Annotated in this window: 20 protein-coding genes; 7 read left to right on the top strand and 13 right to left on the bottom strand. The window is 42.4% G+C overall.

All coding sequences use genetic code 11. The features are described 5' to 3' along the window. Window positions 1–94: 94 nt before the first annotated feature. Entirely contained in the window at window positions 95–1,993 is a 1,899-nt protein-coding gene (locus tag V7K98_RS21175; protein WP_335025340.1) for an ArnT family glycosyltransferase, read from the bottom strand. 559 nt (window positions 1,994–2,552) lie between these two features. Next, complete coding sequence (locus V7K98_RS21170; protein ID WP_335025338.1) at window positions 2,553–3,179, bottom strand: hypothetical protein; 627 nt, start codon at window positions 3,177–3,179, stop codon at window positions 2,553–2,555. Window positions 3,180–3,736: 557 nt separating this feature from the next. Between V7K98_RS21170 and V7K98_RS21165 the strand changes: the two genes are divergently transcribed. Together V7K98_RS21165 and V7K98_RS21160 are read left to right on the top strand one after the other, a co-directional pair. Next, window positions 3,737–4,069, top strand: coding sequence for a DUF565 domain-containing protein (locus V7K98_RS21165; RefSeq protein ID WP_335025336.1), 333 nt, complete (start codon window positions 3,737–3,739; stop codon window positions 4,067–4,069). 19 nt (window positions 4,070–4,088) lie between these two features. Further along, window positions 4,089–5,123 (top strand): glycerate kinase, encoded by a 1,035-nt coding sequence (locus tag V7K98_RS21160; protein WP_335025334.1) that lies wholly within the window; start codon window positions 4,089–4,091, stop codon window positions 5,121–5,123. A 67-nt stretch (window positions 5,124–5,190) separates the two neighbouring features. On the opposite strand, the gene V7K98_RS21155 is transcribed toward V7K98_RS21160, so the two are convergent. The 7 genes from V7K98_RS21155 to purC all read right to left on the bottom strand — a co-directional run bounded on the left by V7K98_RS21155 (window position 5,191) and on the right by purC (window position 14,087). After that, window positions 5,191–6,444: a DNA cytosine methyltransferase gene (locus V7K98_RS21155; protein WP_335025365.1), complete on the bottom strand. Its 1,254-nt coding sequence runs from the start codon at window positions 6,442–6,444 to the stop codon at window positions 5,191–5,193. Between the two features lies 1 nt (window position 6,445). Continuing rightward, a complete protein-coding gene (lpxB, locus tag V7K98_RS21150; protein WP_335025332.1) occupies window positions 6,446–7,630 on the bottom strand; it encodes a lipid-A-disaccharide synthase in 1,185 nt (394 codons plus the stop codon). Window positions 7,631–7,842: 212 nt separating this feature from the next. Continuing rightward, entirely contained in the window at window positions 7,843–8,661 is an 819-nt protein-coding gene (lpxA, locus tag V7K98_RS21145) for an acyl-ACP--UDP-N-acetylglucosamine O-acyltransferase (protein ID WP_335025330.1), read from the bottom strand. Window positions 8,662–8,967: 306 nt separating this feature from the next. Then, entirely contained in the window at window positions 8,968–9,501 is a 534-nt protein-coding gene (gene fabZ / locus V7K98_RS21140) for a 3-hydroxyacyl-ACP dehydratase FabZ (protein WP_335025328.1), read from the bottom strand. A 100-nt stretch (window positions 9,502–9,601) separates the two neighbouring features. After that, window positions 9,602–10,450: a UDP-3-O-acyl-N-acetylglucosamine deacetylase gene (lpxC, locus tag V7K98_RS21135; RefSeq protein ID WP_335025326.1), complete on the bottom strand. Its 849-nt coding sequence runs from the start codon at window positions 10,448–10,450 to the stop codon at window positions 9,602–9,604. A 197-nt stretch (window positions 10,451–10,647) separates the two neighbouring features. Next, window positions 10,648–13,173, bottom strand: a complete 2,526-nt coding sequence (locus tag V7K98_RS21130) for a BamA/TamA family outer membrane protein (RefSeq protein ID WP_335025324.1) — start codon at window positions 13,171–13,173, stop codon at window positions 10,648–10,650. A gap of 176 nt (window positions 13,174–13,349) precedes the next feature. After that, window positions 13,350–14,087, bottom strand: a complete 738-nt coding sequence (purC, locus tag V7K98_RS21125) for a phosphoribosylaminoimidazolesuccinocarboxamide synthase (RefSeq protein ID WP_335025322.1) — start codon at window positions 14,085–14,087, stop codon at window positions 13,350–13,352. Window positions 14,088–14,702: 615 nt separating this feature from the next. On the opposite strand from purC, the gene V7K98_RS21120 reads away from it, so the two are divergent. Next, window positions 14,703–14,978: a DUF7219 family protein gene (locus V7K98_RS21120; protein WP_335025320.1), complete on the top strand. Its 276-nt coding sequence runs from the start codon at window positions 14,703–14,705 to the stop codon at window positions 14,976–14,978. Window positions 14,979–15,093: 115 nt separating this feature from the next. On the opposite strand, the gene V7K98_RS21115 is transcribed toward V7K98_RS21120, so the two are convergent. The 4 genes from V7K98_RS21115 to V7K98_RS21100 all read right to left on the bottom strand — a co-directional run bounded on the left by V7K98_RS21115 (window position 15,094) and on the right by V7K98_RS21100 (window position 21,195). Then, complete coding sequence (locus V7K98_RS21115) at window positions 15,094–17,649, bottom strand: GAF domain-containing protein (RefSeq protein ID WP_335025318.1); 2,556 nt, start codon at window positions 17,647–17,649, stop codon at window positions 15,094–15,096. A gap of 190 nt (window positions 17,650–17,839) precedes the next feature. Then, window positions 17,840–18,970, bottom strand: coding sequence for a glycosyltransferase family 4 protein (locus V7K98_RS21110; protein WP_335025316.1), 1,131 nt, complete (start codon window positions 18,968–18,970; stop codon window positions 17,840–17,842). Window positions 18,971–19,335: 365 nt separating this feature from the next. Further along, a complete protein-coding gene (locus tag V7K98_RS21105; protein WP_104900483.1) occupies window positions 19,336–20,490 on the bottom strand; it encodes an NAD-dependent epimerase/dehydratase family protein in 1,155 nt (384 codons plus the stop codon). A gap of 177 nt (window positions 20,491–20,667) precedes the next feature. Further along, window positions 20,668–21,195 (bottom strand): hypothetical protein, encoded by a 528-nt coding sequence (locus V7K98_RS21100; RefSeq protein ID WP_335025314.1) that lies wholly within the window; start codon window positions 21,193–21,195, stop codon window positions 20,668–20,670. 147 nt (window positions 21,196–21,342) lie between these two features. Between V7K98_RS21100 and V7K98_RS21095 the strand changes: the two genes are divergently transcribed. The 4 genes from V7K98_RS21095 to V7K98_RS21080 all read left to right on the top strand — a co-directional run bounded on the left by V7K98_RS21095 (window position 21,343) and on the right by V7K98_RS21080 (window position 24,834). Beyond that, a complete protein-coding gene (locus V7K98_RS21095; protein WP_335025312.1) occupies window positions 21,343–22,134 on the top strand; it encodes an FHA domain-containing protein in 792 nt (263 codons plus the stop codon). A gap of 245 nt (window positions 22,135–22,379) precedes the next feature. Further along, on the top strand, window positions 22,380–22,733 hold the full coding sequence (locus tag V7K98_RS21090; RefSeq protein ID WP_335025310.1) for a hypothetical protein: 354 nt from the start codon (window positions 22,380–22,382) through the stop codon (window positions 22,731–22,733). A gap of 96 nt (window positions 22,734–22,829) precedes the next feature. Beyond that, a complete protein-coding gene (ycf46, locus tag V7K98_RS21085; RefSeq protein ID WP_196526233.1) occupies window positions 22,830–24,341 on the top strand; it encodes a stress-responsive protein Ycf46 in 1,512 nt (503 codons plus the stop codon). Window positions 24,342–24,483: 142 nt separating this feature from the next. Continuing rightward, window positions 24,484–24,834, top strand: coding sequence for a DUF1257 domain-containing protein (locus tag V7K98_RS21080; protein ID WP_012407317.1), 351 nt, complete (start codon window positions 24,484–24,486; stop codon window positions 24,832–24,834). Window positions 24,835–24,882: the final 48 nt, after the last annotated feature.

Raw genomic sequence — 24,882 nt, 5'->3', positions numbered from 1 at the left:
AGATAATCACCAATGCCCAATGATTAATACTTAGATTTCTCTACGAGACACTACGCGAATACCCAATGCCCAATGCCCAATGCCCAATTCCCAATTACGATATATCTATTTTTTCATTTTTCTTTTTCTTAAAAGGAACTCGAACTAGGTTATAAGCACCTTTGGTTGATAAACTTTTGTAATCATCTGGCTGTAAGTCCATCTGTAAAAACTTTTTCTGTTCAGCCAATAGCAGCACTGACGGAGGTTTCAGTCCTTTAGCAGCCTGGTTTTTAATATGCTCTAAAGCTTCTTGGGGAAATCTTAAATAATTTACGTGAATGTGGCTGTAAAATACCACACTAGGCTTTTTGAAGCCAAGCATGATCAATTCTTCATTTGGTTGTTTTGCTTCTAGAATAACCGCAGATAATTCTCTTAAAGGTAATTGACGTTCTCGATCAATGAAAAACGAAGCAGGCGTTAAGACAAAAACTATAAACGCCACAAGCCCTAGTAAATTAATCCCAATAACGTAGTTAAATCGGCGACTCAGTAATAAACCCGCAACTAAAACGGCACAAACCAACCATATTACGCCGGCTATTACTGGTAAACCAGATTGTTGAAGTAGTTCATGAAAGTTACTTATAGCTGGATCAGTACCTAATATGTGGGTTATGTTAAACAGTGCTGTTGACATAACTGATAAAAACACTACATTCAACCAACCACTTACTCGCAGAAAAGTGGCAAAGGAAGAAACAGGAATTGTTTGTCTGTCCTCTGTATTATGGAAAAAATCGCTCCACAACAGCGTCACTAGGATAGCTGCTGCTGGCATTAGAGGCAATACATAGCTAGGAAGTTTGGTGACAGCAATGCAGAAAAAGGCAAAGATGCTAGCAAACCAGAACCAGGCGAATAAACCAAACTGCTGAAAACGTTGTTGGGATCGCCAGTGCGATCGCTGCCAAAATTTTAATCTTACTATGGAAACTGGTAAATACACTGAGTACGGCGCAAAACCCAGTAGCACGATTATAAAGTAAAAATACCAAGGTGCTGAATGACCATTAACTACCTCTGTAAAGCGTTCCAGGTTGTGATAACCAAAAAAGGCATTAATGTAATTCCAGCCATTGCGCCAAATTACTAAAGCATACCAGGGTACTGATAAACCCAGAATTATCAGTATACCTACAAAGAGGCGCATTTCGCGCAACACCTCTCTAAACCTTCCCACATAAAGCAAAAAGGCGAAAATAATTAGCCCTGGTAAGACAATTCCCACAGGGCCTTTAGTCAAAATTGCGCCTGCAATTAGCACATAACAAGCTAAGTACCACTTGTTAGGAAATAGGGAATGGGGCATTGGGGATTGGGCATTGGGAATTCCTGCCCCCTGCTCCCTGCTACCTGCTTCTCGGCTCTCTTCCTTCCCTGCATATCCTAGAAAGAAACATAACAAAGCTGATGCCATACATCCGGTGAGTAGCATATCAGAGACACCCGTTCTTGCCCAAATAATAGTTTCGGGATTGAGTGCCATGAGCGCTGCTGCAATAAAAGATGTTAAATAGCGGCGAGTAGGACGTGAAATTTGCTCTAATTCGTCTTGTTTAGCCAAATACCACTGAACAGTGTAAAAACCTAAACAAATTAAGCCAAATGCTGCGATCGCTGAGGGAAGGCGTACTGCCCACTCATTCACCCCAATTATGTAATATGCGATCGCTTGACACCAGTAAATTAACGCAGGTTTATCGAAACGAGTGTCACCATCAAAAAATGGGGTTATCCAATCACCTGTGATTAACATTTGGCGGGAAGCTTCGGCAAACAAAGGTTCTGTCTCATCAACCAAGCCAGTGTTACCCAAATTCCACCCAAAAGCTATCCACCCAACCACCATCAACCACAAAATCGACACAGTTAGACTTAGGGCTGGATTCTTTGCTATTTCGTTGAACCACCGATCAACAGTGTGCTTAACACTCAATTTCATGCTCATTAGTCAATAGTCAACAATCACTACTCAATAGTCGTTGGTTATCTATCTTTTGTTCTTCGGAGTTTTTAACTCAACAATTTTCCTCTACTTCAGTACTCTATCAACTGTAGGGTAGGCACTGCCTACAATCTCAAAATAAAAGTTTGAGCCAACGTTAAGGAGGCAGAAGGCCTCCTGCCTCCTACTAAAATAGGACTTACGCACTGTACAAAAGAATTATGTTGTGAATCAACGTAAATACGCCGTTTCAGATTTTTATTAATCATTCATTGATGGTAAATAGATCCGCGTCGTAGAGGCAATTCATGAATTGCCCCTACGACGGATCTGGTTTTCCAATCATCTATACTTGCAATACTGCGTAGGTTTTGCCTAAAAAATAAAAATGTGTAGGTTGGGTTGAGGCAATGCGTTACCCAACAAACCCCGAAAAATGTTGGGTTTCGTTCCTCAACCCAACCTACGAATATTCAAAACCTACGCAGTATTGTTTATACTTGGTCTTTTCTGTCAATGCGTAAGTCCTATAAAAATTGCTTCCCCACTGAGTATTACCAATCTATGGACTCAGCACTAGTTGCCATTCCCCGTTTTGAGAATTCCATTTAGGTAATTGAGTTTCACCAACAACATAAGGGCCCCAGTAACGACGGGAACCATCTTGTGCAAAAGCAACTAAAATATCTCCCTTCTCCAGCTTTAAATTATTCTGAGGTAGGGATAAAGTCAGTCCTTTTTCATTACCTTCTTGGGGCGCAAAATCCCAATGTGCTGGTACATCATAATGAGTCTGTTTAGTACCAGAGCCTTTTGCTACCGACTGTCGTGCCAGTAGAGCCAACCGCACAGGCTGATTTGTTTGATTGCTCATCCGCAAAGTCCCTTCATCCTTGGCAACGCTTGCTGATTTATCACGCTCTGCCAACACAGGATAAGTATTTTCTCTAGCATCACTATGTTCTGTTTGATTTCTTTGAGTAGATATATTAGCGGAAATATCTTTTTCTGGTGAAACAGGTGTTGATGAAGCTGTCTCCCACTCTTGAGTTTCTGTTGGCACTTGTGAAGATGTATCTGGGTTTGGGGATTCAAAAGATACACTCACTCCAAGGCATCCTACCAGTGCAACAAGCAGTCCCAAGCAAGAAACCGTAATACCGACGTTACGATATACTGATGATTTCATATTGATAGTTGTTAGAAATAAATATTTTGTCTAGGCTTGACCAAATAGTAGCTTACTATCACAAAAGCCAATCAGAGAAAGTATCCTAATATAGCTTTTTCTAAAATTAGGTACAAAAATGTATTATAAATATCATTTTGAGGAGAAAATATTTGGAAGAAATAATTACTTTTATCTTTGCTCAACAATGGGTATAGACACCCCTTGCTTTGTGTATTGACCGTAGGCTTAGATGAAAACAAGAAAATCAGATACCTAGCCTAGCCTTTTCATTTGGATAAAAAATAAGAGTTTTTTGAAACCGCTATGGGCTTCAACAAAGCGTTCTTTGCCAAACCTTAGATAAATCTAAGATGTATATTTGATCTCAATTTAAAGTAAGTACCCTTTTAAGGGACTGTACTTTCTCAAAGATGATAGCTTATGCAAATTTGAATTAACACTGGAGATCCAGCATATATATAATATTAACAAATAAGCTTAGACTAAAACCAAATATCCTATTTGAATATAGAGATATTTAAAGATATCTTGACTTTTCCTTAGAAGTCTATGTGATGCAAAACACTCGTCTTAATAACTTGTTGGATGCCATTGCTACACGCTTTAGTCAATGGTTTTTAAATCCTTGGCGGCGATTATCGTTGCTGATCATTAGTTTTTTGTTTGGTTTTTTTCTGGGAAACGCAGTTTCCACAACAGCTGGGCAAGAAGGTGTATTAGATATTGTAGTAGCAGGTTTTTTAGTAGTGTTGACGGAAATTACTAGTAGGATATTTTACAGTCAGAGCTTTTTCGCCAAGCGATCGCTGTTGGTAGACTCACTAAATCTCCTCAAGGTTGGTTTCACCTACAGCCTGTTTCTCGAAGCCTTTAAGCTGGGATCGTAGGAAGAGGGTGGGGTGAATTATGAATTTGTGGCTGGGTGAAATTTTAGCAACGGATGCGATGGGGGAAGCTTGGCAGCAGCAGGCTAGAGTTGCTGCGCTGGCAGATAAGTTAAGGGCTAAAGCTTTTGGGATTACGCCGGAAAATGCCGATGAAGCGATCGCTTATCGATCGCATTTACTAAAATCTGTCTTCCCAACTTTCAGTCAATTCTGCCAAACTACCCTCCAAATCGAACCCAACGAAATGTTACAGGTGTTGTGGGACTTGTGGCTGCCTTTGGGGATCAAACTAGCATCGCAGCGCGAACAGTTGAAACGCCCACTGATTCAGGGAATATTAGGAGGACAAGGCACTGGTAAAACCACAATGTCTAAAGTTCTCAGCTTGATTTTGAATCAGTTGGGATACCGGACTGTGAGTTTGTCTTTGGATGACTTATATAAAACTTACAGCGATCGCTTGATTTTAACACAGCAAGATCCCCGCTTGATTTGGCGTGGCCCACCAGGAACCCACGATGTAGATTTAGGTTTAGATGTACTAGAGCAAATCCGCCAGTCGCAAAGTTCAGTTATGGTTCCCCGTTTTGATAAATCTGCACACGGAGGCGCTGGCGATCGCACCACTCCAGAAATGGTAATAGGTATAGATATTGTACTATTTGAAGGCTGGTTTGTGGGCGTGCGGCCAATTAACGCAGATGTATTTGATACCGCACCACCGCCAATTGTTACAGATGAAGATAGAGCATTTGCCAGTGATATGAATCGTCGTCTCCACGATTATTTACCAATTTGGGAGCGATTAGACAGCTTAATTTTGTTATATCCAACCGATTATCGCTGTTCTTTAGAGTGGCGCAAACAGGCGGAACAGCAGATGATTGCTGCGGGGAAGTCGGGGATGAGCAATACAGAGATAGAGCAATTTGTCAATTACTTTTGGCGATCGCTTCACCCGGAATTATTTATCAAGCCGTTGGTAAAAGATACAACAGTGGTTGATTTGGTGATTGAGATCCATGCCGATCATAGCTTTGGGGAAATTTATTAATCTCCTCTCTGAGATTTCCGTAATTGGACTTAGCCCAAACTTGCACATATTACAAACTGTATTATTACTATTCACGCTGATAATATTGTTCTGCTTGCGACATCTTAAACTGTAGTAGCTTCTCTTCTCCCAACTTGTATCGCAAACTCGGCTTAAAAGGCGAAATATTCAAACTGCGAATAATTTCACTTGCCACAGCCTTTGCTAGTAGCGGTGGTACAGAATTACCAACTTGTCTAAATCCGTGCCATTTAGTTACATGAAATCTAAACCAATCGGGGTAAGAATGTAATCTCGCTGCTTCTCTGACTGTGATACAACGAGGCGTAAATGGATGAATCGGTCTAGGAGATGTGAAAGAACCCCTATACTTGTCTGTTCCGGCTCTTAAAGTATTGCAGACACCATCAGGATGTAGCTTATGAAAACGACTAACTTTTTCTCTCTCGCCTTGTTGAGTCTCCTGAAAACGTTGAATAATTTCCGCAGAATGTTTTGTTCTTAAACTTGAAGAAAGTATTCGCAAATCATACTCACGTTTGTAAGAATAATCATCGTTTAGGTATTTAAGTCCGCGAAGTATACGAGCGTAGTTACTAGGCTTTTCGTATTCTCCTACAACCCAATCTCTTATGACTAATTCAGGATAGTTTTCTATTTTAGGTAAATCTTTAATTGCATCCCATACTGTAGGACTCAATGGAATATCAGATATTTTTTTAGAAGTTAAATTATTTTGCAATGCTTGTTTCGTAATCGGCTGAGGATATTTTGGTAACTCTACATCTTCCCTTGCACCTATGAGGAATAATCTCTCACGTGACTGTGGTACTCCGTAATTTACAGCATTGAGAATTTGGTAATTCTCTTCTATTTTATAGCCGTTAATTTTAAACTCGCTAATTAGAGATTGGAGAATTTGTTTATGTTGACCAACTGTGATTCCCCGAACATTTTCCATTACAAAAAATTTCGGCTTTAGCTCAAAAACCAGCCGATGAAAGTGAAACACCAAAGAATTTCGTGGATCGTCAACAACCCGTTTACCAATTAGAGAAAATCCTTGACATGGTGAGCCACAAATTACCACATCAATTTCGCGATCGCCAATGTTAGACCGGCTCCTGATTTCTTCGCCGGTTGTATCCACAACACTTTGACATAACACCGAGCAATAAGGAAAGTTAAACTCATGTGTTGCACAGTGGATAGGGTCAATTTCTACAGACGCTAGCACATCAAAACCAGCTTGTTCAAAGCCAAGAGTCATACCACCCGCGCCAGCGAACAAATCAACTGCGATCGCTCTTGCTTTTCTCATCTCATGTCCCCAGTCCCCAATCCCTAGTTCCCGATCGCATTTGCAAAATTTCTTGAGCAGCGCGATCGCACGCTCCAACTTCTCCCAAACTCTGCCGCATTTCTTCATAATCTAGCAAAGTTTGCTGTCTGCGACTGGGATTGAGGAGCAGTTCCATCGCTGCTTGAATAATATTTTCTGCTGTGGCTTGCTCTTGTAAAAATTCTGGCACAATCGGCTTCATTACTACTAAATTAGGCGGCGATGCAAAGATTACAGAACCTTTGAGGATTTTACGAGCTATCCAAGCAGTCAGGCGACTTAGGCGGTAAACTACAACTTGCGGCACATTTAACAGAGCAAGTTCTAGGTTGACAGTACCAGATTTGCTAATGGCTAAATCAGCCCCAGCAAAAACTTCCTTTTGTTGATCTAATAGAACTGTAGCCCGCAAACCGTAACGCTCAATAGCCTGCTCAATTGGCTGTCTATAGACTTCCAGAGATAGGGGAATCCAAAAATGAACTTGAGGTAATTTTGCTTGAAGAGTTTGGGCGGCTTCAAAAATAATTGGTAAAAGATATTTTAGTTCTTGGCGGCGAGAAGCGGGGAGAAGTGCGATCGCAATTTGTTCTGGAGAAATCCCCAGTGTTGCACGCGCTGCTTGGCGACTGGGAGCGTCTTGCATTCGGTCAACCAAAGGATGCCCTACCCAAGTAACTTTTGCCCCTTTCTCACGAAAGTAACGCGCTTCTTCTGGAAAAATTGCCAAGAGCTTGTCTGTAAAACCAACAATCCGGTTAGTCCTACGTAAACTTATTGACCAAGCCCACTCTTGGGGAGCGATGTAATACACCACAGGCACATCTGGTAACTGCCGTTTCACATAAGTGCCAATTTCCAGATTAGGAGTCATATAATCAATCAGCACCACTAAGTCAGGTGGATTTTGTTTTAGGAAAGCGATCGCCTGACGTTGCATCTGGAGAGTCGGTAAAATATAAGGCAACCCTTCCAGAATACCCATTGAGCCAATATCACTAGTATTGCCCAGCAGAATTGCCCCAGCCTCCACCATTTTTTCGCCACCCAGCGCCACAATATCTAATTCCAACCCAATCGCCACAGCTTGACGCTTCAGCGCTGTAATTAGCAGCGACCCTTGCAAATCGCCAGATACTTCGCCAGTGCTGATAAAAATCCGCATTTGATAATTGGTAATTAGTAAAAACTTAGGAATGAACAGTTAGCAGGGAATACTTAGGAATCTGGAGTTAAAAATTTAATTCAGCAATTCATAACTCCAATTGTAGAGACGCGATTCATCGCATCTCCACTCCCACCTTTTGTACAGACGCAATTAATCGCGTCTCTACTTCCACCTATTGTACAGACGCGATTCATCGCGTCTCTCATAATTCACGATTCATCACTCACGCCTTTTTTCCCCTTACCGGGAATCAAGCCACGTCTTCCTGGCATCTGAGAAAGTAGTAAAAAGCGGCGCAGATGTTGTAATTGTTCGCTATCCCCTAACAGTTCCAGTTTTTCCAAGGCATCCTTAAAAGACAAATCAGAACGGTAGAGAATGCGGAAGGCTTTTTTTAGTGCCAGCAAATCTGCTGAGTCCATACCAGACCGTTTCAGTCCCACAAGGTTGAGGGTTCGTACTCGCGCCGGATTTCCCTCTACTAACATATATGGGGCCACATCCCGGTCAATACGTGCCATACCTCCCACCATTGCCTGTCTACCAATATGCACAAATTGATGGACACCTAAAACCCCACTCAGCCTAGCGCGTGACTCTATATGTACATGACCTGCCAACGCCACAGAGTTAGCAATCACTACCTGATCTTCAATCACGCAGTTATGAGCTACATGGACATAAGCCATCAGCAAATTACCATCGCCAATTACTGTTGCTTCACCAGCACCAGTAGCGCGGTTAATCGTAACGTACTCACGAATTAAGTTGTTATCACCAATTTTGACCCAAGTTGGTTCTCCCACAAATTTGAGATCCTGGGGTTCCATGCCGATGGCTGCACCTGTAAAAATCTGATTTTGCGCCCCAATTTCACAAGGCCCCTCTAACACAGCATGAGCGCCGATAATTGTTTCAGGGCCCACTTTGACATGCGCTCCAATCACAGCATAGGCACCGACTTGCACTGTATGGTGGAGTTCCGATTTCGGATGAATTACAGCAGTTGGATGAATTAGCGTTTTCAAGGGTGAATCTCCAGAACTGTCTTGATAAGTCAGCGCCAGGTAGGGTTTATGAGGCAGTGTGTTACTCTGGTTAAGAGATTTTTACAGACTGCCCTCCCATCGAGGCGACTGGTAGAGCATTAAGTATTTCAGTGAACGAAAGTGTCGGGCAAAGCAAGTTAAGTGTGTTCGAGCAGCATCTCGTAAAGAGGGAGTCGAAAATCAAGAAATTATCAAATGCTGTTGTGGATTTTTTTTTACTGTTATCCTTTATCGGGATTTAGTAAGGGCATTTCACGGCTATGCCCACACCACGAAAGCAAACTTTCAGTTAACCAGAGAAAACATTAATTCTCCTTCACAAGCAAGTTGACCATTAACTTCGGCACGACCTTGCATCTTACCGAAACGACGTTGTTTTACCCATAACAGTTCCACTGTCATTACTAGTTGATCCCCCGGTACAACCTGGCGGCGAAAGCGAACTTTATCGATACCAGCGAAAACAAACAATCCGCCTTCTACCGGAGACATTTGAGTGAGAACAATGCCCCCAACTTGTGCCATCGCTTCGACAATTAGCACCCCTGGCATCAGTGGACGACCGGGGAAATGTCCCTGAAAATGGTGTTCGTTGATAGTGACATTTTTAACCCCAACAGCTTTTTTACCTGGAACGTAGTCAATTATTTTGTCTACAAGTAAAAATGGGTAGCGGTGAGGTAGCAATTTCTGAATTTCTTCAGATGTAAAAGTTGTTTTAATCTCAGATATGATTGTAGTCTCATTTATAGCCTGTGGTTCGGTAGATTCGGTAGATATAGTTGTATCGATGGTATTCACTTCAGCGAGGATTGACATTGGCCGTGTGGTTAATTTTTCATCTGAAAGTTTAGCAGGCAGAGGTATGTCGAAAGTCTTAATAATCCAGGATTTTAAGCTTTATGAGCAAATCTAAAATCTAAAATCCCAAATCTAAAATTTTCTGAGCCAGTTGAATGTGTAAATTGTGGCTGGCTTTATACGCTAAAAAATGAGCAAGAGGAAAAGTTCCTAGTAAACTTAAATCTCCTACTAAATCCAAGATTTTATGACGGACTGGCTCATTTGCAAATCTCAATGGGGGATTTAACCAGCCTTCTGGCCCGCAAACCAGTGCATTATCCAAACTGCCACCTTTAATTAACCCTGTTTTTTGTAAGTGTTCAATTTGATGCAGTAACCCAAAAGTTCGGGCAGGAGCAATTTCTGTCGCAAAGCTAGTAGAAGCTTTTTCTAGTTCAGTGGTTAGTGACCAACTATGCCATTGATTACCAATAGCAGGGAGGTCAAAATCAATACCATAACTAAAGCGAGTGTCTGGTGCTGGGAGGGCACAGACAAAGGCATCTCCTTGATGGATGCATAAGGGTTCTGTAACAGTCAAAGGAATTTGTTTGTTAACAGCTTGTGATACTAAGCCTACTTGGGCAATGTTGGCTGTCCACACACTTGCAGAACCATCCAAAAGTGGGACTTCTGACCCATTAATTTCAATTCGGGCATTATCCACGCCCATCCCTGAAAGTGCTGCCAATAAATGCTCTACCGTGCGAATAGATACTTCCCCTTCACCCAACTGAGTTGACAGAACAGTGTGACTAACTCCTGTAACTTGGGCTGGAATGATCGGCAAATCCGGTAAATCCACCCGTACAAAGTAGCGTCCACTTCCTGTCTCTGATGGTAGTATCCGCACCTGGGTATTCACACCGCTATGCAGCCCCACCCCTGTTTGGGTGATTTCAGCTGCTAGAGTGTGCTGTTGCATAGCCAAAAATTCAATATATTTCGTTTAGTATTGTTCATCGTCTGTTTTGGTAGAATCCCTGATATTCCCCTAAAAATGTCATTAATCCCTTTATCGGAACAGTATTGAGGTAAATGTAAAAATTAGCAAGCTAATTATCATTTGTCATTTGTCCTTTGCGATTCACTAATGACTAATGACAACTGACTAATGACAAACTAAAACCTTTCGCCAATACCGAAATTAATCCGACTATCCCCATCATCGTTGATACCGTAGTCAATCCGAATTGGCCCCAGTGGAGACTGGACGCGAACGCCAAGACCATAGCCGAAGCCACTACCATTTTTGTTTAACACTTCAGCCGCCCTGGTACTAGTTCCCAGGTCACTGCCGAGATCAAAAAATAGTGCGCCACTGACTACTGAAAAAACCGGAAACCGATACTCAACTGATGCTTGCACGTAAGAGCGTCCACTACCTAATGCTCCTTCTTCATAACCCCGAACAGAGTTGCTACCCCCAAGAGTAAAAGCTTCATAGGGAGGCAAGTCACCGATAATGGTTCCTGCTTGCAGGTTAAATGCTAAAGTTTGTGCCCCTTTGCTCAGGCTAATCAGTTTGATGGGTAAATATTGGCTGTAACTACCCCGGAATCTGGTGAGGAAAATATTGCCTAGTCCGATGGGAACCGACTGATCTACCCCGAAGCGGAGATAAGAACCACTAGTGGGTTGCAATGGGTTATTACGGAGATCCCTCTGTGCCCCCAGTTGCAGCAGCAGTAAATCGTCTTGACCTCCCGAAGACAAGGTAAGTGGAATTTCGAGTGGTTGACCATTGCTGGTGGGGTTTCCATTCTGGTCTAGAGGAATTCCATCATTATTGAATACCGCTCCTGTTTTTTTGAGATTGCCATCGGCATCACGGGCGGAAACTCGTTGATACTGGAAACCAGCAGAGGCAGTCCAGACGGAAGTTTTGTAAGGATTAGAGGACAGGGGACGAGTAAAAGTGACACCACCACCTACACGGAGAATACGGGGGCGATCCTGAGAATCTGTATTCTTGATATTATTTGGGTCAAATGTTCTAATGTCTTCATCCTTGCCATCAAAAATCAACGAAATGGAACTGCGGCGAAAAATATTGGTTGTATAGGAAGTCCGGTAAGGATCTCCCGCAATCCAGGGGTCTGTAAACCGCAGGTCAAACAGCAGTTCCCGTTCTCCCACCTGTACTTCTGCTCCCAGTTTTTGGTTTCTACCGTTCAGGTTTTGCTGTTGATAGCTAACTGTTCCAAAAAGTCCGCTAGCAGAACTAATCCCTGCTCCAGCCGCAATAGAACCACTACTGCGTTCAGCTACATTAACGACTACATCCACCTTGCTGGGGTCAGTACCAGGGTCAAGAGACACATTTACATCTTCAAACAATCCCAGTCCATACACGCGCTGTAAGTCTTTTTGTACGGTGTTGCGGTTGAATATTTGTCCTGGTTTCAACTCTAATTCTCTGGTAATGATGTAATCTTGTGTCCGTCCGCGAATTGGTTGTCCCTTCTCGTCTGTCTCCTGACCATCTTTATTGCGGAACCGGACTCTAATCTTTTCTACTACCCCTTCTGCTATTTGCAAGGTAACAACTCCGTTTTCAGAGACTTGGGGCGCTCCAATTACGTTAGCTAGCACGTAACCTTTGTCTTGATACTGCTTATTTAGCTGTTTAATGCCTTCTTGCAAGTCGCGCAAGTTGAGAATCTTACCATATTGCCCCTTAAATACTTCATCTACGGTATTAGCTGGCAGTACTGAGGCGACACCAGTGCCAGGATTAGCTTGCACTTGGACTTTGCTTAGAATGGGGTTAGGCTGTACAACGAAACTCACCCGCACTCCCAAAGGGGTATCTTCTGGCGATGCTTGGACGTTGGAGAAAAAGCCAGTGCCAAAGATGGCGTTAATATCTTCTTGCAATTGGCTGCGAGTTGTTGTTCGTCCTGGCTGGGTACGAATTACTCTGTAAATTTGTTCTTCCAGTTCTGGTGATAATTGGCCAGCCTGGGATCTAATTAGTACTTCAGATACTAGTACGCGAGGGTCATTGGCTTCTGGGGCTGTGCTGGGTTGAGTATTTCCCGGTGTTGTAGGTGTTGTAGGTGTTGTAGGTGGGTTAACATTCTGCGGACTGGGGGTAGCACTTGGTCTTGGGGCAGGTGTTCGTTGTTGACCATCTGGGAATGGAACCTCTGGAGCAGTAGATGGTTGTGGAGTTGTGGGTAATATAGGTTCCGTTGTCGGTGGATTAACATTCTCTGGGACTGGAGTAGTCTCAGGGGTTGGAGAAGGCGTTAGTGGTTGAATTTCTGGCGGTGGAATGTCTGGGGCGGGAGAGGGCTGTTGAGTTGGGCTGGGATTGATTTGAGGGGTTTGTTGTGCAGTTTTTGGCGTTGTGGAGGTTGGCACTATTACCCCTGGTTTCGCTATTGCTGCTGGATTAGCAGGGTAAACTGCGACAATGCGGGATTTTTGTTGCTCTATAACTACTTTGGGATTAGTTAGCGGCTCAAGACTATTACTAGAGTCTTGCTGATTAGTGTTTTTTTCTGGCTGCTGATTTGTTCCTAGTGTCAAAACTTCTGTTGTCTGTTTTGAACTGTTGGCGGTTTCTGCATTTGCACTCAATGAGCCGCCCAAAGGGATTGTAATTGCTACTGCTGCCAGCAATACGGGAGATAAACGCATTTTACTTATGATTCCTCTTCACGACCACACACACACCATCACAAGGCAATAATGCCCTTATGCCAAAGGTAAAATTCAAAATATAATTTTTTTCTTTTGCTTTTTTACTTTACAAGGCAAAAGGCAAAAGGCAAAAGTAAAATATAATTCCTTCTGATCTTTTGGCTTTTACCTATTTAACTTGTAGCTTCTACTGCTTTTAGCACTCGTTGTAAAACCTCCTGGTAGGCATCCTCTACATTTCCTAAGTCTCGGCGAAAGCGGTCTTTGTCCATTACCCGGCGGTTTGAGTCCTCTTCTGCGGTATCCCACAAACGGCAGGTGTCGGGGCTAATTTCGTCTGCCAAAAGCAACTGCTGTTGTGAGTCCAAACCAAACTCTAGTTTGAAGTCTACTAGGGTAATACCGCATCGTTGCCAAAATTTATTGAGAAATTCATTGATTTCCAATGCTAGATGTGTAATGGCATCTACTTGTTCCGCAGTAGCTAGTTTTAGCAGGTAAAGGCGATCGCGTGTCAACAAAGGATCTCCTAACTGATCGTTTTTGTAATAAAATTCAACCAAAGGCTGCTTCAGAATTGTACCCACTGGCAAGCCTGTTTGTTGAGACAAACTGCCAGCTGCAATATTTCTGATCACTACTTCTAAGGGTAAAATCTTTACTGCTTTCACCCGCATCTGATTCGGGCTAGGGCTGTCGATAAAGTGAGTCTTTATACCATAAGCTTCCAACTGTTTAAAAAGCTGGCTGGAAATGCTACAATTAATCTTTCCCTTTTCTTGGATACTGCCACGTTTTTGGGCGTTAAATGCCGTGGCATCATCCTTAAAATCAGCCAACAAGACTTCCGGATCGTCCGTTGTATAAAGAATTTTTGCTTTACCTTCGTATAACTTGGAATTAACAGACATGGTGGCAGGTGAAGTTCTAGGCGATGGACGATTTTTGTCCTTTCGGGCTTCACCATTTTATCTTTAGTTATTAACTATTAACCATCGGTGATTTTTTAAAGAAGAAGCAAGGACTTTAGGAATTGGGATGAGGGAGATGAGGGAGATGAGGGAGAAAGAACTAATGCCCCATGCCCCATGCCCAATGCCCCATTCCCAATTCCCAATGCCCAAATTAGCCAGATGACAAAGATTGAGAACTAAATCTCTAACTTTTAACAGAGGGTAATTAACTTTGCTACTTAGTATATTAATTTAAGTACTTTTACTACCTAAGTCTAAATTATTTTTGCAAAAAAATTTAGACAATATATACGGGTATGTTTTAATATTTTATAACTCAGGGTTTCGACTGAAGTTAATTACAATTGGAACTTCATAAATTAAGATGAGAACAATTACCAACTGGAAGAAAAATAAAATATTCTCTCTATTGACTTTAGTAGAAACTTTTTTTGTAACATTAACGACAACAGTATTTCAAGCTTTATCAAGAAAAATTGAAAACTCAGGAGTCAGAATTCAGAATGAATTCTGACTCCTGAGTTCTGTTTCGATAAAAGGTGAATTGAAGAAATGGAGAAACAAATAGTGGATAAGGATGATTTTCTCTACCCTCGTGGCCGCTACTACGGTCAGGTAAAGCCAGAAAATTTGGTTTTTAATGCAAATCTACAAGAATTTGCACAACGTGTAAGCTATATTTGCAATTTAGAAACAGGTGGAAAAGTGCCTCCAGGTGAAGCTTACAAACAAATAAGGGATCTATGGAAACAGTTGAAACACTCAAAAAAAGAACTAAGAATCGGCGAAGACCCTTTTCAGGATGACCAGGGAGAGGCTCAAGGTTGAAGTGGAGAGGCGGGAATGGGTAAGGTGCAAGGGGGATGAGGGACATGAGGGAGAATAGCTCTTAACTCAGCACTCAGCACTCAGCACTCTTTTGCCCAATGCCCAAAGACAAAAACTACTTAGTAAGCATTGTCCAAATACCATCCCATGACTCTGGAGGTGGCTTTTGTAAGTAATTAGACGCACGTTCTAAATGAATATCAACAGCTTGGTCTTTCGGTTGGATGCATTTGGCTGCTTCAAAACAAGCGATCGCTTGTGAGAAATTGCGCGATAAATAGGCAGTGCGTCCAGTATGATAGTAATACAAGAATTCTTGAGTGTTGGTATCTAAGGGAGTATTGCGATCGCCAATTAACTCGTAGATATTTACAGCCTGGTGTTTGCCTTTGACTCGGATTTTGTCTAACTGGCGTACCCAAATGCGATCGCTGCAAAGTTGGTAAGTAAATTCGCTTAAAATAATATCACAACCATATTCCTTAGTTACCGCTTCCAAGCGCGAACTCAAGTTTACACTGTCCCCAATTACGGTGTAATCCATCCGTTTGCGGGAACCAATATTACCCGAAACCACTTCTCCAGAACTAATGCCAATGCCAATGTGAATTTTTGGCTGTGCCTGGATAATTCGTCGGTGGTTAAACTCCTCTAAGCGTTGTCGCATATCTAAGGCTGACTGCACAGCCCTCCAAGCATGATTTTCTGTCAGAGGTAGCGGCGCACCAAATACCGCCATCAACGCATCACCAATAAATTTGTCAAGAGTGCCTTCGTAGTTAAAAACCGCCTCTACCATTGTTTCAAAATACTGATTGAGCAGGGATACCACTTCAGCTGCACCGAGATTTTCTGTAAGTGTTGTGTAGCCCCGGATATCAGAAAACAAGACAGTTACTTCCTTGCGCTCACCCACCATTAAAGCATCTTCCCCCAGAGCCATAACTTGTTCGGCTACATGGGGCGTTAGGTAGCGAGACATGGTAGTTTTCATTCGTTTTTCCTGACTGATGTCTTCCAACACCACCAAACCACCCCGAACTCCGCCTTCTGGATTAGTTAGGGGGTTGACAGTCAGATTTGTACTGCGTTCTAATATTTGCACCTCATCAGCGCTAAAAAACTCAGATTGGGGAGTGAGGGGTAGACTCCAGGGAATGAACATATCGGGATTAACGCGATCGCGCACTGCTAAAATTGAGTGCAGAGTGGCATTTTCAACTTGAGAAATTCCTACTATCAAACTTTGCTCTGGCACATAATGTTTAGCTCCAGTTTTTAAACTATCTTCCAGTCGCATTTGAAGGTTTTCAATCGGTACAACTTCCCAAACTAAGCGACCAATCAAATTTTGTTCCCATAAAAGCTTATTGCTTTTGGTATTAGTATCTTTTATCGGACAACCCAATAATTCCAGTGCTGCATCATTAATGGTGACAATCTGACCTGCCATATCTGTAGAAATAACTGCATCTGACAGACTTTGCAAAATGTCTTTTTGATACTGTTTTTCTAACAACACATTTTCAAACAGACGAGCATTTTCTAAGGCAATTCCTGCCTGGGTATTAAAAGCCCGCATGAACTCTTCATCAGAAGCAGTAAAACTGTTTTGTTGCTTATTAATTAATTGCGTTACACCGATTAATTCATTTGCAGAATTAAATACTGGTAAACAGAGAATATTACGAGTCACATAACCAGTTTTTCTATCTGTAGTTGGGTCAAAGCGGGGGTCTTTATAGGCATCAGAAATATTTAGGGCTTCGCCAGTAGAAGCCACGTAGCCAGCAATGCCACGGTTTGCGGGAATATGGATTTCTAACAAGTTTGTACCATCTGCTGCTGCCGAAACTTTTGTCCAAAGTTCGCTCATATCTTTACGATATAAAAACAGCGTACTGCGGTCTGCTTGCATTAAAATTCGAGCTTGTTCCATGACTATCTGCAAAGTTGCTTCTAAATCAAGACTTTGCCCTAATGTCTGAGTCGCCCGCAACAAAGCCGTTGCACCTCGTTGATTACGAGCGGCTACATAAAAAGATTGACAACTTTCCAGAATAATCCCAATAGATGCGGCAAAGTCTCGGAAACGTTCTTCATCATCATGATTAAACGGAACATTTCCGGTTTTATTAGCCAGTTGTACTACCGCTACAGTATGGTTTTTGCTACTGATAACAGGCATACATAAAATATTATGAATTTTATAGCCCATTTGTTTTTCAAGTTCTGGGCTAAATAGGGGATGACTATGAGTTTCTGATATATTTAAATATTGACCTGTACTAGCAACATGACCAGGGATACCCACCGTAATGGGGGTACGAATTTCTAAGAATTTTTGGCTATTATCTTGAGGAACTTTTGACCACAGTTGACCTTTGTCATAATCAACTAAAAAAATAGCTGTGTGTTCTGCTTGTAGGATTTGACCGATTTTGAGTGTAATAGCTTCTAGTACTTTCTCCAACATAGTTTCTAGAGCTTCATTATTGATTAGTTCAATAGCTCTAAGAAATTGCTGGAATTCAGCAGTTATGAAGTCAAGTAAGCAAACAAATTCATTAACAGATAAGTCTTTAACACGACGCAGTAAGGCGTGAGTACGATTAACTTGAGTCAGTTCAGTTAATGTAGCCAAGACGCTACCAGGGTTGGGGAGTGTCACGTTGCTTCGCTCCGAATTCAAAATTTAAAATTCAAAATTCAAAATTAATAATCCCCATAAATAAATTTAAGGGTTTGTATCATGAATCTGTTTAGGTCATGGTAATTTTAGATTTTAGGCATGGGACATGGTTCTTTTCCTTATCCCGATTGTCTCCCTCATCTCCCTTTGCGTCCCCAGGTTCACTCCCCTAGTTTGTCAATTTTTCAGAAAGTATGACCTTTTGATAGTAATCTTGTAGCTGCCTGGTGGCAGCTGCCCAACCCCAACTTTCTGCTTCCTGGCGAGCATTTTGACGGATGATATCTCGTTGTTCTTTTTGTTCTAACAGGCGAACAGTAGCATCTAACGCCCCTTGAACATTTGCTATAGGCTCAAAAAGATATCCATTTACGCCATCTGTGACAATATCAGGAATTCCCCCTGAACGGGCTGCTACTACCGGACAGCCAGCAGCCATCGCTTCTAGTAATACTAAGCCTAGTGTTTCTGTACGGGAAGGGAAGATAAAGGCATCAGCACTCGCAAAGGCAGAACCTAATTCTTGCCCCATGAGATACCCAACAAAATAAGTATTTGTCCCAGCAAAGTGTTTTTCTAGTGCTTGACGGTGTGGCCCATCTCCAACCAATGCTAACCGCGCTTCGGGAATTGCTTCTAAAATTGGTTTGATGCGCTCAATTTCTTTTTCAGCCGAAAGCCGCCCAACGTAAAGTAGCAATGGACTTTTTGGATGATTTTGCGATAAGCGCGATCGCATCTCTACATTAGCTAAATCAGGATGAAATAATTCCGTATCCACCCCACGCTGCCATAAATCTACACGTTCAATCCCATGTGCTGTCAGTTCCTCTACCATTACTGTGGAGGTACACAGATTCAAAGCTGCTTGATTATGAGCGCCTTTGAGCAGTTCCCAAAGAAAGCCTTCTAGCATCCCTAAGCCGTAATGCTGGAGATATTGGGGTAAATGGGTATGATAAGACGCAACTAAGGGGATTTTGAGGATTTTGCTGTAAAATATTCCAGCTAAACCCAAAACTGCTGGATTCACGACATGAATCACATCAGGCTTAAACTCTTCTAAAACATAACCAATGGCTGGACGGGGAAGTGCCATTGTTAATTCTGGATACAATGGCAGAGGAAAGCCAGTAATGCCGTAAACTTTAGCGCCTTTGTGTTCTGTGATGCCTCCATCAGGGGCAATTACCAATACTTGATTGCCACTACGCTGTAAATGGTCAACAGTATGGCGCAGACGCGTTACAATGCCATCAACCTTGGGTAAAAAGGTTTCGGTAAATAGAGCAATTCTCATAAAAAACTATTCAGTCCAGGCAGATATAGCGCTTCTTGTTTGGATGGAATATACTCTGATCTCTCTCCAAACCTCTCTCCTTTTAGGAGAGAGGCTTTGAATCTTACTCCCCTTCCCTTGCAGGGAAGGGGCTGGGGGTTAGGTCTGTATTCAATGCAATTGAGAACCCCTATAATCTCAGCTTCGGAGTGCATTTTGCTATTAAACACAGAATAAACTGTCTCGCGTGCTGTAATCAATTCTGCACAGTCAAAAGAACTGTGGTAAAAAGCAAAGATAAGCCTGATAAATAATAACTGATTGGTCGTCATATTTTGCTAAAATACGACGACCATTTTTAAACCCACGATTTACTGGGGTTTATCCTAATTTCTGTGCCAAGAGACTTTGGGCAGAATTTGCTTGTGATCGACTCGTTTCTGATACTTAATAGCAAAGTTTAACAGAGAATCGAGTAGAGAATCAGAAAGCAAGTGAGGTTGTAAACCTAAATCGAGCAATTTAGTGTTTTTAGCGTTGAAGTAATGTTCTTCTTTCTCAACCCTGGGATTATCTAAGTGATTGATTTCTACCTTCAATCCCATAGCATTACCAGCATTTTTCACCATCAATGCCAATTCACCGACGCTGAATTGTTCGGTAAACTGGTTAAATACGCGGAATTCACCAGCTTGGGCAGGATTAGCGATCGCTAATTCCACACATCTTACTGTATCCCGAATATCCAAAAACCCGCGAGTTTGTCCACCTTTACCATAGACAGTTAAGGGGTGTGCGATCGCAGCTTGAATACAAAAGCGGTTCAGTGCAGTCCCAAACACACCATCGTAATCCAGCCGATTAATCAATAGTTCGTCCATCCCCGTTTCTTCGGTTAAGACACCATAAACTACACCCTGATTTAAATCAGTTGCCCGCAATCCCCAAATCCGGCAAGCAAAGTGAATGTTATGACTATCATGGACTTTGCTTAAATGGTACATCGAACCAGGTTGCTTAGGATAAGGTAGGGTATCCTTGCGTCCATTGTGTTCAATAGTGATATACCCTTCTTCGATGTCGATGTTGGGTGTACCGTATTCACCCATCGTTCCCAGCTTCACCAAATGACAGTCAGGGAAATCTTCCCGCATGGCGTACAACAAGTTCAACGTCCCAACTACATTATTGACCTGGGTGAGAACTGCATGTTCTCGGTCAATCATCGAGAATGGGGCCGAACGCTGTTCACCAAAATGCACCAGAGCATTTGGCTGAAATTGATGTAATGTTTTACTGAGAAATTCGTAATTTGTAATATCGCCGATGAACAAATCGATAGATTTACCCGTCAAATCTTGCCAGCGCTGGAGACGTTGCTGAATTAGTGCGATCGGAGTGAGAGTTTCAACACCTAGTTCAGTATCCCAGTGCCGCCGCACCAAACTATCTAAAATTCCAACTTCATAACCTCGATTGGAAAGGTAAAGAGCAGTTGCCCAACCGCAATATCCATCACCGCCAATAACCAGGACTTTCATCTTCACCAGTTTTTACTCGCTGATAGCTAAATCTATCAGGTTTTTGTCCCCTCTCAATCATTATTCTGGAGGAGATGTACATTTTGGACTTAGGGAACAGCAATAAATAAGGGAAAATTAGAGGAATTCTTTTACAGACACGATTCATCGCGTCTCTCTTATACGTCTCTCAATCTCTCAGGACTTCGGAATTCGATACTGTTGGGCAATGTAATAAAACAAACGATAATAATCTTGAAATTTTTGGCTCTTGCTTCGTCCCCGCCAATAGTATTTTACTTGACTCTGGGTTAGTGTCAGTGTCATTAAACCTATATCTTTATCAACTTCTACAACCATGACCCCAGATACTCCTTGGGCGGTTTGAAAGTTGGACTTTATCTTTTTTAACGGCTCTTGCTCTGTAACAAACGAATTTGGTAATTCATGACTTGCCCACCCTCGAATTTCCACTGAGCTATCCTGTAATGAAACAAACGAAATTCCATCACCATTTGCTGGGGTTACTGAAGCAGTCCAGTTACTCGGATATGGAAATTCAAAGCCATAACGAGAGTTACTATAAGTTTTCCATGCGATCGCTCCAGCGTTAAAATCATTTGCAGTACAACCCCACAGAACTATTAACAGGGCAATAACCCCGCTAATGCTGGTGGCAAACCGATAAATTCTTCGCCCCAAATTACACATTTTGCCAAAGTTCACTGATTTTATAGAAATACCAGAAACTCAGATCGATACCTTGCACTGAAAGAGCGCTCATTAAAAATTAAATATTCTTTCAGGATATTTACCATTCTCTTTTTGCCTCTCAGTAGAGAAGCTTATAAAGAGTGCTTTATCACACAGTTTATGTACAGTGCATCTCAAACAGCCGAGCTAACTTTGGAGCTTTTTCACTTCCAAAGCAACACATCTTTGCAATTTCCGCCAAATCTTTCTGTAATTTGCATCGGGAAGCCAAACGAGCAAAAACCACCAGATATTGATATTTCTGGCTTACCAGATTCGGATGTGGCATCTCGCATTCACGCCCAAATTTGGGTAAATGGCAACGAATACCATATCACCGATTTGGGCAGTTCTAATGGTACCTACATTAACGGCGCGAAACTTCAACCTCAAATTTTTTTTCCACTGCATCCAGGAGACAGAGTTTCCCTTGGGCAGGGAGACAAAATAACTTTCATGTTTAGAGTGCAGCAGCACTCTACATCTGCCACAAAAAATCCTACCCCAAACTCTGCACCAACAAAAATTACAGCACCTACCACCAGTAAGGAAGAGGAAGAGCAAGTAATCCTTGCTAGCAAGCTTATTGGTTTAGGACTAATCCTAGCTGGCATTACATTTTTAAGTACAAGTATTTATGTAAGCGTTTACTTACGGAGTACACCTGGAATTTTGCTGTGTATGGGAGGTGTAGTAGCTCTAAATTGGGGTGGGCGCGATAATCACAAACTCGGATGGGTGTTGATTGGCATCGGAATTGCTCTATTCATCGCCAGTCGTGTTGTAATCGGCTCGGTGTCCCTTTTTTCGATGCTGGTGTCATTGGCTGGCATCTCTTGTGGATATCAGTTGTTTACAACCGGCAAGGTATTCAACTTCAATCCGCTTACACTCCAAATAGTTAAAAAGTAAGCCAAATTAGGCAATCATTAATTAGCGATCGCTAATTTCCATTCAGGTTTCAGGATGTGAATCCTTAACCCTGATTAATTCTCAGAGGTTTGTCGTGAGAGATTTATCACTCAATAAACAGCATTTCAGCCACGACTGTAAACAAATGTAACAAAAGTGGCGTTAAAACGTTTTGCTGTCTTGACAACCAAGAAAAGAACCGATAAGTTGATATACATACCCGGGTAAGACCGTTAAAGAGTTATATGCAAACGCAAACAAAGCAAAAGGTCACTTTGTATTTATCGCCAGAGTTGCACAGAAAACTGAAGATTCGTTCAGCAGTAGATTCTGAACCAATGTCAGAACTTGCCGAACGTGCCCTTGGTTTTTACCTGTCTCATTCAGAATTGGTTGACGAGTTAGAAGATTCTTCTTTTGGGCGGACTCATAGAGTTTATTCATGCCCAACTTGCGATAGCTCATTAGTCTTACGTGATGGGGAACTGGTTACTTTGGGCAATCAACCAGGAGTAGTTGGTCAAGACCATCTTTCCATTAATGAAATGGATAAAGATGAAACCAATTCCAAGGGCGAGGAAGAGTTAGTTCCTTGCTAAATAGATAGGAATTATGGATTATTCATTCATGATTCGGTTGTCTTTACCAGAAGCAATGTCTCTACTGTCTCTATAAGGTCTCAAGTAGGTCGAAGTATGAAAGAAGAGCTCAATATCCTAATTCAAGCTCAATACCCTTTAATCTACCTTGTGACCTCCGAGGAAGAGCGGGCCGAGCAAGCCGTTTCCACCATCGCCCAGTTGTTAAAGCCCCAGCGCCGAGTATTTATTTGGACAGTAACACACGGGATTGTGGAGTATGGTCAACCCCGGAATGTTACCCAACATAATACCGTATCTCCAGAGGCGGCCATTGAGTGGATCATCCGGCAGAAAGAGCCAAGTATATTTATTCTTAAAGATTTACACCCCTTTATTGATGCGCCAGCAACAAACAGATCGTTACGAGATGCGATCGCTAGCTTTAAAGGTACGCAAAAGAACATCATTTTGATGTCCCCAATGCAACAAGTACCAATAGAGTTAGAAAAAGAAGTTGTTGTTATAGATTTTACACTGCCAGATATGGCAGAGTTGAATAAAGTACTGACTCAGCACGTAGACCAAAATCGTGGTCGGCGGTTGACAACAGAGGCTAGAGAAAAGCTTCTCAGAGCAGCTTTAGGTCTAACTAAAGATGAAGCTGAGAAAGTCTACCGAAAGGCGCAGGTAACTACAGGGCGTTTGACGGAAGATGAAGTAGATATCGTTTTATCTGAGAAAAAGCAACTAATTCGGCGCAATGGCATCTTAGAATACATGGAAGAAGATGAAACCATTGATGCAGTAGGTGGCTTAGAAGAGTTAAAAAGATGGCTCAAGCAACGCTCTAACGCTTTCACAGAAAGAGCGAGAGAGTATGGTTTGCCTCAACCAAAGGGGATGTTAATTCTCGGAGTTCCCGGTTGTGGTAAGTCATTGATAGCCAAAACTACTTCCCGACTGTGGGGTTTACCCCTGCTGCGGTTGGATATGGGGCGAGTTTACGACGGCTCAATGGTGGGACGAAGTGAAGCAAACTTGCGAAACGCCCTGAAGACAGCAGAATCTATTTCCCCAGCGATTTTGTTTATCGATGAATTGGATAAATCCTTTGCTGGTAGTGGAGGTTCTTCTGATTCTGATGGGGGGACTTCAAGCAGAATCTTCGGCTCTTTCCTCACATGGATGCAAGATAAGAAATCACCAGTGTTCGTGATGGCAACAGCCAACAGAGTAGAACGCTTACCTGGCGAATTCTTGAGGAAAGGACGCTTTGATGAAATTTTCTTTGTCGATCTGCCAACACCGGAAGAACGGCAACACATTTTTAATATTCATCTGACCAAACGCCGTGAAGACATCTCTAGATTCGATCTTGAGCAACTAGCCAAGATGTCTGACGGATTTTCTGGGGCAGAAGTTGAGCAAGCGATCGTTGCGGCAATGTATGAAGCTTTTGCCCAAGATCGGGAGTTCACCCAACTAGATATCATTGCTGCACTGAAGGCAACATTGCCGCTGTCTCGAACGATGCAAGAACAAGTAACGGCTCTGAGAGATTGGGCCAGACAGCGCGCACGCCCCGCAGCATCCTCCGTAGCTGAATATCAGCGAATGGAGTTTTAAAAGCTTTCCTCTGCCATCCCAGGGGGAAAGGCTAGCTCCCAATGCTAGCAGTTATAAGAAAAAGCCGCATCCTGCTAAGAGCGGCTTCGCCCGAAACAAACCGTTGTCGTTTTTCTCAATCTTCTCATTGGAGGAAACCCAAATGTCTCACTTTAGCACCCTGCGTACCAAGATCACCGATGCCGAAATCCTCAAAGCTTCTTTGCGCGACCTCGGTATCAGCGTAAAGACTGAAGCTGATGTCCGTGGTTATAACGGTCAGCGCGTCCGTTCTGACATCGTAGCTATGTTAGATGGCGAATATGACCTCGGCTGGTCTCGCAACAGTGATGGTTCTTTTGACCTAATCGCTGACTTGTGGGGAGTTGCTAAGAAGCACAACCAAACCGAGTTGATCAACTCAATCAACCAAAAGTATGCCGTTAACAAAACTTTGGCTGAAGTAAAACAACGCGGTCTGCAAAACGCTAACGTGAAGTTGGTATTGCAATAACAATTTCTCTGCGCGTTCCCAAAGCTGCACGGGTTAACCATATAAATA

This window comes from Nostoc sp. (assembly GCF_036917435.1).
In the GTDB taxonomy this organism is placed as follows: domain Bacteria; phylum Cyanobacteriota; class Cyanobacteriia; order Cyanobacteriales; family Nostocaceae; genus Nostoc.
This window is presented reverse-complemented; position numbering and strand designations above follow the sequence as displayed.